This is a genomic window from Candidatus Wallbacteria bacterium, from assembly GCA_028687545.1.
Classification (GTDB): Bacteria; Muiribacteriota; JAQTZZ01; order JAQTZZ01; family JAQTZZ01; genus JAQTZZ01.
Genome location: JAQTZZ010000015.1, coordinates 61561 through 74868, shown reverse-complemented (window position 1 = coordinate 74868; position 13308 = coordinate 61561). Strand labels below are relative to the sequence as shown.

The following is a 13308-nucleotide window of genomic DNA, read 5'->3' as shown; positions in this document are numbered from 1 at the left end:
ATCATCAGGCAGCGTATTGACCCATAAATCTCGACAGACAGCCTCGTATTCACCTGATTCCAAAGTGTCTGCATCGCCCATAAAACCAATAATTTCCTGAGGTGCAATCCATCCAAAGGGCTGGTTAAATTCGATGTGAAAGCTTTTGCTTTCCTGTATTTCCACAGAAGTGCCGCTTTCACGCCATTCAATTTCTCCTGCAAGCCGCCACTGTGCGCCTGCATTCACTGCTTTTTCAGGATTGATGTTTACTGTCAAATTGTGTTGGATTGACTCATAAGACTCGACTTTTACGTCATCAGTGTCAAAAACAGTGCTATAGATGTTTCCTGGCTTCTCCCAGCCAGGTATGGTCTGGAATTCTATTTCATAAGTATTTCCTTCTTGTAACGAAATTTGCTCATTACCATTTCTCCAGGTTTCATCTGAGCTAAGTTTCCACTGCGCTCCTTCGCCCACAGCTTGAGGTGGTTCAAGAGAAACGGATAACAGATGGTAAATTCCTGTATAAGCCACTTCTGAAGAAACGTCTAAATTTCCCATTACATTTGTGATATCATCCGGTTTATTCCATCCAGTCAGTTCTCCCTTGAATTGAACAGTGTAACTTTGGCCTTCCTGAATCTGAACCGAATCGCCGCTGTTTCTGAAAACCGTATCAGTATAAAGTTTCCAGCCTGCTCCAGAATCAATTGCATCCTGTGGTGTAATGTTTATTGTCAGGTTGTGATAAATAGGCAGATAATCTGCTTTTTTGATGAGATCTGAATTTTCCATGGTCTCGGTGATTGGAGCAGGAATAATCCAGCAGTCGATGTCATTGAATATGATGTTGAACTCTTTCCCTTCTTGCACCTGTGCAATAGAACCGCTTTCTCTCCATTCCGTCTCACCTGAAAGTTTCCAGCCGCTGCCTTCAGGCAGATTATCAGGCCCTGTGAAAACTGTTAACTTATGCGATATAGGAGTATAGGTTTTATCCAGCGACAGATCCGCTCCAGCAAGATATGTAGAAAAACCTTCGGGTGCGTTCCAAAAATCGATGGTCTTTAATTCAACTGTAACAGCCAGATTGTCAGGTAATTGCACGCTTGTCTCTGAGTTTCTCCAGGCAGATTCACCAGAAAGCCTCCAAGAGGCTCCGTCCTGGACAGCATCAGCAGGACCGAGATTGATTGTCAGGTTACGATAAAAGCTGTAATCTTTATCAATTGTTTCATCAGAATCACCCATGGTATATGCAAAATCAGCAGGTGTGTTCCACCATTCAAGTGTTTTGAGCTCAACTGTGGTGGAATTTCCTTCAAGAATCAATATGCTGGTCTCAGAGCTTCTCCAGTCCGATTCGCCGGAAAGCCTCCAGGCACCGCCGTCTTGAACAGCAGCACTCGGGCCAAGGTTGATCTTCAGATGATGATAAGGGGCATAGTTCTTGTTGATTGAAACATCAGAATCGTTCATATAGAAAGCAAAGTCAGCCGGAGCATCCCATTCAGCAAGAGTTCTGAGTTCAACTGTGGTGGTATTACTTTCCAGTATCAGCACACTGGTCTCTGAGCTTCTCCAGTCAGATTCACCGGAAAGTCTCCAGGCTCCTCCATTTTGGACAGCCTCTGTTGGACCAAGGCTGATCGTCAAATAATGGTAAGGGGAATATTCCTTTTGGATTGTAGTGTCAGATCCGTTCATGGTAAAGGCAAAGTCAGCCGGTGTTTTCCAGCAGTTTACTGCCAGTAGTTCGACTGTGCGTGTAGAACCTTCCTGGATTTGTACGCCACTGCCTGTTACTCTCCAGTCGGTTTCTCCGTTCAATCTCCAGGAAGCACCTGCATTCAGAGCTCCCTGTGGTCCAAGCTGGACGATCAAGGTATGGTAAACAGTCGAGTAATCGGCGGGAACTGTAAAATCCGATGTTCCTACCGAGCCCACAATATCTTCATACCTGCAATAACCTGTCACGTTATTGCATGTGATTGAATAATTATCTCCTTCCTTGAGCAGCACATAGGTTCCGCTCTTTCTCCAGGTCGATTCACCGGCCAGTTTCCACATGGCGCCTGCAGCTATCGCATCAGCCGGTGTAATATTCACTGTCATCTGATGATAAACTGACGGCACTCTTGAATACAGGACATCGCTTGAAGGAAGGCCTTGTTTAAGCCCTGCAGCTATCCAGACTTTGTTCTGAAATAAATTCAAAGAATACGAAGCTCTGGCAGAATTCATTTCATTGTCGTTTTCTTTAACCCAGTCCGTACCATTCTGAGAATGATAATAAGCACCGTCATACTCGGTAAAAGTCGGATTCAAGACTCCGCCTGCCAGCCAGATTTCATTATTGAAGCTTATGCATGAGGCGAATTGCCTGGGGCTGAATGCTGCATTATCAGTGGCTTCAATCCAATTGACCCCGTCATCCGAATACCATACGTCAGACAGCAGGGAAAGACCGCTGTTCCCAGAAGATATCCACATTTTTTCGGAATGAACGCATGCAGCCTGACCCCATCTGGGACAGAAGGTTGCTTCAGCAGTAGCCAATTGCCAGTCAGCTCCATCTTCCGAATACCATACGTCATTTTTAGGTCCTGACCCGTCATTTCCACCAATCAGCCAGATTTTGCCGGCAAAAGAAAGCACACTCTGCCCATATCTCGGTCCAAAAACAGCCTCTGTTGTTGAACATTCCCAGGTTATGCCGTCACTTGAAGACCAGATGTCGGATAAAGTTAAAGAAGTTTTGCCGCCTATCAGCCAGAGCTTGTCCTGGAATGTTGTGAGAGTATGTCCGTATCGTGGGCAGAATGCAGCTCCGGGTGTTGCGCATTGCCAGACCAGTCCGTCTGAACTGCAAACCACGTCATTGAGCAAATTCACTCCATCGCAACCACCGCTAATCCATAGTTTCTCGTCGAAGACAGCAGATGCTTGCCCATACCTGGCTGAAAAGGTCTCATTGGTAATTGAATCCCAGATATTTTTTGTAAAAACGACGGTTTCAGTAGTTTCTGATTCTCCCATTACGCCTGTCACATTTGCCTGGGCGACCCATTCGGGTGCTTGTGACAATACTATCTCAAAGCTACTGCCCTGACGGACAGGAACTGTAGTAAAGCTGCTCCTCCAGAACTGATCGCTCGAAAGTCTCCATTTAGCACCAGCAGCTACAGCCGCTTCAGGGGTGACTGACACAATCAGGTCGTGATTGATAGGAAAATAGACTGTAGTGAAAACCTGGTCAGTATCAGGCATGGTGCCATTCAGAGCAGGAGATATCCAGCCATAAAGTGGGCTGAAATCAACATGATAGTAGTCTGCTTCCTGGACAGGGACACTGTCTCCACTGTTGTGATAAGCGCTTTCGCCTGCAAGTTTCCAGCCTGCGCCCTGGTTTACCACCTCGGCCGGGCTCAGGTTCAGCGTTAGATTGTGCAGAGCAGCTTCATAGGTACCGCTGATCGTGGTATCATTTTCGGCCATGGTATCACTGAAGTTCGAGGGGTTGCGGAAACCGTATATCTGATTTTTATAGATAACGGTAAATTCTGCGCCTTCCCTTATCTCCACCGAATCTCCGCTGTTACACCAGTTTGATCCGTCTGACAGCATCCATTGCGCTCCTCCAGCAATCGCTATTTCTGGAGTAATGTTCACTGTCAGTCTGTAATTGACCGGTAAAAAGGTTGCAGTGAGCGCCTGATCCGCACACGGCATAATACTGCTCAAAACAGGAGAGATCCAACCGTAAAGCGGAGCAAATTCCAGTTGAAAACCCTTGGTTTCCTGGACAGGAGTGCTGTTGCCACTACTGCGATAAACGCTTTCCCCGGCAAGTCTCCATCCTGCTCCCTGTGTCACTGCCTCGGCAGGCGTCAGATTGATGGTGAGATAGCGTAGTGCAGCCTGATACGAACCATAGATGATTTCATCGCTTTCACCCATAAAAGTACCGTAATTTATCGGACTCGACCAACCTGGAATGTCATTCTTATAAATAATGGTATAGGTAGAACCTTCCCAGATCTCGACTGAATCTCCGCTGTTATGCCAGCTTCCGCTGGATAACTTCCACTGTGCTCCATCTCCAACAGCACCTTGCGGTGACAGGTTTACAGTTAATGCATGCATTTTCGGCAGATATGATAATTCCACAGTGGTATCAGTTTCCCCGATACCACCGAGGACTAAAGCTGGTTCTATCCAGCGCTGGATAGTTCTAAGCTCCATCGTATATCCATTGTTTTCCGCAATTTTTACTGATGTGCCTGATGATCTCCAACTTGAATCACTGGGCATCTTCCAGGAAGCTCCGCTAGTTACTGCTGCAGAAGGGTCAAGAACCACCGTCAGATTGTGATAAATACCATCTCCGCTCCAGACATCATTTCTATCGTTTTGCAGATCATTGCCGCCTATCAACCAGAGCTTATTCTTGAACACAGCTGAAGCATGATAATATCGATAACCGAAACCTGGATTATTCCATGGTTTCTTCCAGCTGATTCCGTCAAACGAATACCAGACGTCATTGGATACATAGCTCCCGTTTTCATCAAATCCCAGACCTCCAATCAGCCAGAGCGCTTTGTTCATTACCACCACGCTATGGCCGTATCTGGGCAGGAATGGCGCTGAGCTGGTTACAAGCTGCCAGTCAATGCCATCTGCTGAAGACCACACTTCTGTAGTGGGGGAATTGTCAACAATGCCGCCAATCAGCCATAGTTTGCCGTCGTAAGCAACGCAAGCCCTGTCTTCGCCTCTGCCGAATTCTGGCTGATCATCGACCAGTGTCCAATTGATGCCGTCTGCGGTGTTCCAGATATCTTTCAACTCATTTGTGCTCGATCTGCCGCCTATAACCCAAAGCTTGCCGTTGAAAACGTCGCCTGACAGGCCGGATCTTGGGGAAAATCCTGGATCCGGATTTGCCTGCGTCCAGGCAGAACCATCACCTGAACACCAGACGCTGTTTTCTTCAGTCCCATTGCTGATTCCACCGATCACCCAGATTTTACCATTGAATACCCTGGCTAGATGGGAATATCTTGGTCCGAAAGCAGAATTATCTGTCACTCTGGACCAGATCATGCCATCAGTTGAATTCCAGACATCAGCAAGTTCTCTGGTACCTTGCAGCCCGCCGATAATCCAGAGTTTGTCGTCAAAAGTCACTGCAGTCTGATGTGACCGACCTTCAAAGTTGGAATATGAATTTTGGCATTTCCAGTCAAAGTCTCTAGCAATGCAATTAACTCTTCCTGTCCACCCCGAAGATCCAACACAGCCTTTGATTGTATGAGGGGTTAACCAGCTGTTACTGCTGCTAAACTCTATCTCAAAAGTGCTGCCCAGAGGCAGGTTAAGGTATGTTCCGCTGCGGTTCCAGTCCTGGCTTGTTGTGAGTTTCCAGAACATTTCAGACTGTGCAGCCTCTGGCCATATATCGATGGAAACGGATTTACCGGCCAAGGTATAGTTTCCTGTAAAGTCAGTGTCGTTCCAGATGACTCCGGAATCTTCCAGAGGTTTGGTCCAACCGTAAACCGTTTTGAAAAGTATTTTGTATACTGTACCTTCCCGAACTTCCACTGAGTCGTCTGAATTATGCCAGGACTCCTCCCCTGACAGCTGCCATTGAGCTCCTGCAGAGCAAGCTTTATCCGGTGAGAGCTTCACTGTCAGTTCGTGATACGCAGGGCTGTATAACATAACCTGTACCGTATCTTCAGTTATGGTTCCTTTCACTGCTCCTGGGCTCACCCAGCCTGGTATGGTCTTGAATTCGAGTTCATAAGTGGAATTTTCATCCCTCAGTACATAACCATAAAAAGGTCTCCATTCGCTTTCTTCTTTGAATCTCCAACCTATATCCGAAAAGAGCAGCGTTTCCGGTGTGATCAACATCACCAGTTTACATTGGGCGGTCTCTTTTGTCTGGTATTGGCCGATGTAAGAACAGGTTCCGATTTCCATGGTTCCGATGATGTTGTCAGGCTTTTTGTAATTCCCTGATACTTCACAAAACTGGACCTCAAAAGTGGTGCCAACTTCCAGTTCAATACTATCCCCGCTTTTTCTCCAGTAATATTCATCGGCCAACTTCCAGCCTCCTTTTTCCACCACTACCTCAGGTGTGAGACTTACCTGGAGTATCTGTAGTTTGGTTGAATACTGGCCATAGATCGTAGTATCGTGAAAGTAAACATCGCTGATCGGTTTCTGTTCTATTGCCCCATCTACTTTGTTAAATAAGACTACAGTATTAATTCCCTTGCGGACCTTGATTTTGTCTCCGTTGATTCTCCAGCCTTCTTCTCCGGCAAGTTTCCAGCCGCCGATTGTAGACCAAAAATCAGGCACAATAACTACTTCAATGGTGCAGTAATCCGGCCGATAGACAAGGTTGCAAACAGCAGTGAGCGGTGTATCTGCCGTGATTTTACAATCAAATGTCAGTGGGTCAGGATCTCTCAAGCCCGGGATTCTGGCTGAGATTGTCGTGCCTGCAATGCAGTAGGTAGATCCTTCAAAAACTTCAATAGTCTGGTCGCTGTTGAGAAAACCGGTCTGGCCATAGACATACCACTGGACCCCATTGTCAATGGCATCCTGAGGTTCGATGTGCACTGCCAGAGTCCGCCTGTGGCTGTAACTGTAATGCAGCTCTACTTCGCCTGACCCGCTTCCTATGTTCAGGCTCTGTGCAACAGGTGCAATGTAACCCGGCAGTTCCTTGAATCTGATGTTGATGTAATTCGAATTGCCCCAGGCAGCAGCAAATTTACCGATATATGCACTGCCTGATGCACGCCAGTGGCCTGCAGGCTCGTTAGTGAATTGCCACATGCCTTCCTGTGGATAAAGCTGGACATTGATTCTGGGCTGTTCAATATATGCAACATTCAAATTCACAGCTTCATGTTCTTTGGATACCGACACTGCAGCAGGCTTGTTCCATCCTTCCACTTCCCTGAATTCAATGTCGAAGTTTGATCCGTCAGGTACTGTCACTGTGCCGCCTGATTGCCTCCATCTGGGTTCGCCTTTGAGTCTCCACCCTGCACCAGACTGGAGCGCGCCTGATGGTCCGATATTGACTGACACAGGAGAATACTGTGCCTGTTCCTGCAACCTGTAAAGTCTGGCAGGAATCGGAACGCTGTAATTGGAATGCCCCTGAGTCACAAGAGATATGTTTCCATCAGCCCTGGTCATGGAGCCGCTGATGGCCGGACCAGCGGAAATGGCTGAGATGTCTTGTCTGTATCCATGCTGTTTGTTGGATTCAAAACTCGTCACCCTGTAGAAATGATTGTAATTCACATACGTGACAAGACCATGATCTCCGGCAGAAAATGATGCTTTATCAGGAGCAGTATCATTCCACAAGGGAGTTATGCCGGTTGGGCTGTATTCATACCAGCCATGGCTGCCAAACCTGCAGTTGAGAGCTGCATGCTCAAGTCCTTCGATTGGCAGACCTGCATATCTGTAGGTGATGAAATCCGTGGTGTGCAGCAGTCCGTATTGATTGCAATGCATCGAATCGCTCTGATCATTGCAGATGCCGTGCAGATAGAAATCCGACGGAGTACCGAAATGCTCCATAGAGAGCGACATATCGCCGTAAGCAGGATGATATGAGGGCGTATACCCGACCTGGCCAAGCACGAATTCCAGATTGCCTGTCCAGGGCTGGTAGCGATTCGTGGCATAATAGGCCTGGCCCTGATAAAAATAAATACTGTTGCTCAGATTAGTGAAACTTCCGCTTGCGACTAAATTCCAGGTATTGCCTGAATCATTACTATGGTAAACCGCGTTACTGGTGACTACTGTAAATGAATCTGGATCGAGCAGCAGGTATTCATAAAAAGGCAGATCTTTTTTGACAAGGCTCCACTTGGCATTGGGAAGATAACTTGCATATTCACAGCAGGTTGCACCTGTCATGGTTCCACTGATCACACCTGGAGTGGCATACCCATTGGCTGCATCCTTGAAAACAATTTGATACTGCGTTCCTTCAGTCAGAGTCACGCTTTGATCGAATGACATCCAGGCTGTTTCCATAGTACCAGTACTCAACTTCCAGGCTCTGGTTTCTCCAGAATCGGATCTTGGCAATGTACTGGGATACGCGATAATGGAAAGTCCTGCCATTTTCCGGGTATATTTGAAATCATACGTATTGTCCTGATCAAGAATCAGATCTGCTGGAGCAGGAGCTGTCCAGCCTGTGGCAGCTCTGAAAGCTACTCTGACTTGTGTTTTATGAGGTAGAGAATAGGTTTTATCTGTCTCCCAGCTGTCATAGAGATTCTCCAGCATGAAGGCCGCTCCAGCTGCCACAGCTTCGGGTGGGGTGACTGAGATTTGCGAATTGTGCATTATTTGCACGTAGCTGACTGTAATATTGAGATCTGCGTTTTCCATTGTGCCTGATACATCTGAAGGCGCTAACCAGTATCCGTCCTCCCAGTAAGAATCATTAAATCCGGGGACATATTCCTTCAATTTAGCAAATGTTATTGAATAGGGCTGAGCATCCTGGATCTGGATGGTCTCTCCACTTTTAATCTGAAGGGTTGGACTGCTGACTATCTCTGACCAGTATGCACCTGCGTGATTCGCTTCAGCAGGTCCGATAGTCACAGTGATGTTGTGGAAACTTGGGCTATAGATACCGATCGGGGAACTTGAGCTACCAGCAATGCCTGAGACAGATTCAGGGGTAGGGGTTTTGTATCCTGTCACATCCATGAATACGACAGTGTATGCCGTGCCTTCCCTCAATTCCACCATTTCGCCGTGCTTAAACACCAGATTTTCGAAACCTTTTGGTTCAGTTATTTTCCATCTTCCTTGGGAAATCGGCAGCCATCCGGAAGAGTAAGTGTAGCCTGCAAGGGGGTAATAAGATTCCCTGTATATGCCATAGACTGTAGTCTCGCCTGTAGCGATTCTGACAAACTGCCCACTTGGGGTCTGCCAGCCAGGTAGAGGATTGAATTTTATCCAGTAATTTCCAGGCCTGACTGAGTATGTGCCGAAAGGAACTGTACAGCCTATAGAGAGAACAGTTGTATGTTGCGGACTGAAGGCATAGTTTTTGTTGAAAGGATTAATCTGGGCAGGAGCTTGATTCTTTCTTGACTGGCCGATACTGGCGGATTTTGGGGTACGATACATATCGGAAAGAAAATTCAGGAACATGTCGAATGACGTTACATCACACAGGAGCATAATTTCGCCATGACCTGAATAACCACCATCATCAGGCCAGTAAAACTTAGGATCGCCGACCAACAAATCGAAATAGCCGGGAACATTTGCTTTCACTTCGAGAGTGCTATTTTTCACATAGTGAAGTCCGACTATCAAATCCTCTTTAACAGTTACTCTTTTTGTGTAATCTGCTGATTCCAGAAAGTAATACGGTTCATTAGAAAACTCCCAGGCAGTGATAACGTAATCTCCAGGAACAACATCAACCAATTTATTTTGTGGTAACCAATCGCTTTCCTTGCCGTCAGGCTTTTGTTTATATTTCCAGACTCCGTCGCTCAAATGTTTTTTGCTCAAATCGTCCGGAGTTATAAACGCAGATAGACCAACATGAGTTTCCTCCCAGAATAGCTTGTATAGCTGGGCGGTCTGGTAGATAGCGCGGGGGATGAGATTAACTCCCAATTTGTTTTCGCAAGCATCCTGGGATAAATCACTAAGTTCAACCAGGTAATGATCCGGATCGTTAATCATACCTCTGATTTGATTATACATCTCATCATTTAAAGGTATTAAAGGATAAATTCTATCATCAGACCAGTAAGGCTTAGGGTGGTCTGCATCTTTAGGTAACAATTCCTTATATCTTATTTCCTCCCTAACCCAGCCTTCTTTTTTTTCGCCTAGGTCATCATCACTATCCCAGCCACCTGTATAATCTGCAGCTTGATAAAACAGTTTAAACAAAGAAGATTTTTCTTCCCATGAACTCAAATCATTCCAATCATTAGGTTTTAGGTTGTAATCTGCAAATGCCGCTGAGGATGAACTACCGAATCTTGAATAATACGAATAAGCTCCGGAATAATGTTCGTATTGATCCGGCCCGCCATAAATTACTGGAGCGTGAGGGTCACAATGTACATGGGCAGGGACAAACATGTCTTGCAAGAGATGTGCAATGCGTCCCAGTAAATAATAAGCTTGTTCAGAATCACCGACTTTATAATACCTGAGAGCATAGGTCCATAATTTTTCGGCACGATCTGATGCAGATTCAGCTCCAAATAATCCGAGGTTATCTGATAAATTGATTTTATATTTTTTAATGTCCCAAAAATGATGATAAAGAATTGAGCGATGGTTCAAATTCAGTATTAAACCATTAAAAATATCATATACATCTTCTTCCATCGACCCTTCGATTATGTCATTGTTATCCTCATATACGTTGAAATAATCTGGTAGATATGGCACAAACGGCGCTATTATATTATTAGCAATTCTTGGTATCACAACTATATTAGAATAAGGTATAGGATCTGGAAAAAAGCCAGTTGAATTGAATATTTTATATTTTCCTTCGACTTGTCCGATTTCTCCACCCGAAAATGTGTGAAGATATATTCCATCCACCTGAGTTTCAGTAAGAACTTTGTCACCAATATATTTATAAATTTCACTATCCATATCTGGATTATTATTTGTTACGTCCAGAGCAACACCACTGATCCATTGGTGAAACTGTCGGTCCGGATCCATGTCATACAAGGCTTTAACCAAATTCTCTTCTTCATAACAGAAGCCGATCAGAGCTTCTGTTGTATCCTGAACTACGTTTGCACAAATCAAAGTATTTGCAGAATCAAGACCTAACAGGTTAATCGATTGCCCGCTTAAATAGCAGCCAGAACCAAGCTGTTTCAATTTTTCATTCAGAAGAAATGGATTTCTGTCTGTTTGAGTATCTAACAATAAAGCTGCAATTCCTGTTACATGTGCTGTTGCCGCAGAAGTACCGGAATAACTTGCATATTTATTTCCGGGAATCAGTGAAACTATATCCACACCCGGTGCATAGAAATCCACTGCTTTGTTCTGATTCGATTTTACCCAGATACTGCCGTCTTTATTCAAAGCTCCAACAGAAATAACATTGTTGTATGAAGCAGGAAATAGAGGTTCTGTAATTCCATCATTCCCAGCAGCAGCCACGATCAAACATCCTTTTGATATTGCATAATTTACGGCATCCTTCAGGGCGAACGAATATCCGTAGCCACCTAAGCTAATATTTATAAGGTCTACCTGGAGATCTGCGGCAAATCTGATCCCTTCAGCTAAAATTGAATAGCAACCATATCCGTCCTGGTCAAGCACTTTGATTGGGATTATCTTGGCAAATGGCGCAATCCCGTCAATGCCCTTCCCATTATGCGCAGCAGCTATGATCCCAGAAACATGCGTCCCATGGCCGTTATCATCTATTGGCGCTGTATTCGGAGTAATGAAATTAATTCCAGGCAGTATATTCCCTGCAAAATCCTCATGATTATAATCAATGCCAGTATCCAAAACCGCAATCTTGATTTCCTTTGTGCTTCTCAGATTCTCAGCCATGCTGTTTTTATAGCCAATTGCAGCAAGATTCCACTGGCTGAAATCAATATTATCCGAACAGGCTTTCACTATCCCATCAGGTTCTGTCATTACAACAAGGTTTTCTTTGTTAAGCTCTATGACTGCGTCATTTAATACGCTGCTGCTCTCAGCCTTGATGAATAGCAGTCTCTTCTCAAATAACCGGTATTTCACCTTGTGATTATTCAAAACCTTCTCATATTTCGATTTATCGCTGTCTTTAAGGCCTACCATAATCTGAGTAGGCACAAAACCATCGTAATCTTTGTAGCTCTTTTTTTTAGTCACTGAGATCTGAGGTTGCAACTGAATCAGAATTTCTTTTATTTGATCTTTTTCAAGATGAAAGAATTTTCCATGGTCGTCCTTTACGCTGACTTCCGTGGAGAATAAATTCTTGACTGTTATCTTGTAATTTCCAGGGATTACTTTTACCTTTTCACTGCATTCAGAAGTAACACCTTTTTCCCACTGCACTTCTCCGGAATCGTTAATGATAGAGATTTTGCTCAGGAGCGATGGACCGGAAGTTGAACATTTAATCAGGAAATGAGCAGCACTATTTTCCAGACTTTTCTGTATTTTTTGTGGTGAGTTAGCAGGTTTTTGGGGGCTCCGTTCTGTAGAAACATTTTCTACGGATTGGATTCGTCCACCGTCTAATGATGGCTTACGGCTAGTAATAGATATGGTTTTAGGTGCGTGAATAGATTGCATTAGAAGGATAAATGTAAGTGTAAACAATAAACTTAATAAAACTGCCTTCTTTCCAGGAACTTTCATGAAACCCCTCCTACATTTTAAATCTAAAATCAATGTTGAAAATATAAGTCATGATATAGCCTATAAAGCTAGCATAACTTGGGAAGTACCATAAAATTGCTGGTAACCCTATTGCCAATTTTAGATCGCGAGCCTGTTCTGTTTTTATATGCTTCGTGTTATACCAAAGTGCATTCAAAAAAAAACAAAATGGAAAAGTCATAAAAGAAGCTTCAGTTATTATAATTAAAATAAACACGAGATAGTTATACTCGGTAAAGTAAGAGCGAAACGTTAAATTATTGCTTAACAAAGAACAATCTAAGGAGATAAAAGTAGTTCCGAATACAGCATAAAAAATAAATGACATGTAAGAAAATTTAAGTATTTTTTTCCATTCTTTCCGATTTACGCAATTATACACAGCATATGTAAAATTTATTATTAACACCCAATTGACCAAAACATAATAAATTATTAATGTAATAATATTAAGCATCACATTAAAAGTGTCAGGATTATATTTATAAGGTGTAACAGAAAATAAATTGCCGGTCGAAACTGGTTCCACAAAAAAAAGGCGTAGTACTGCAAATAGCGAAATTAAAATAAGAATATAAATGTTTACTTTATAAATACTTAATCTCTGGAACATAAACTTATCAATAAAACGTCTGTTATCTTCTTCATTTCTGTTTTGCCAAAAAGATTTAGTAAGTAAGTAAAGCAAATAATTACCACCTAAAAAAAATAAGCATACTATTCCAAAATTAATAATGCCTAAAAGTTCCACACAGCCTCCAAATGATTATTAGATCCCGAGTTTGCAGAAAATAAATAGCGTTTTAATACTACAACGATTACTGGTGGCGGCTGAGGCTGAGAAATCTCATT

2 protein-coding genes are annotated in these 13308 nt (G+C 43.9%); both read right to left on the bottom strand.

Translation table 11 applies throughout. The features are described 5' to 3' along the window. Positions 1–9501, bottom strand: a 9501-nt coding sequence (locus PHW04_08660) for a hypothetical protein (protein ID MDD2715949.1), incomplete at its 3' end; no start/stop codon positions are given. 2944 nt (positions 9502–12445) lie between these two features. Next, entirely contained in the window at positions 12446–13207 is a 762-nt protein-coding gene (locus PHW04_08655; protein MDD2715948.1) for a hypothetical protein, read from the bottom strand. Positions 13208–13308 lie beyond the last annotated feature (101 nt).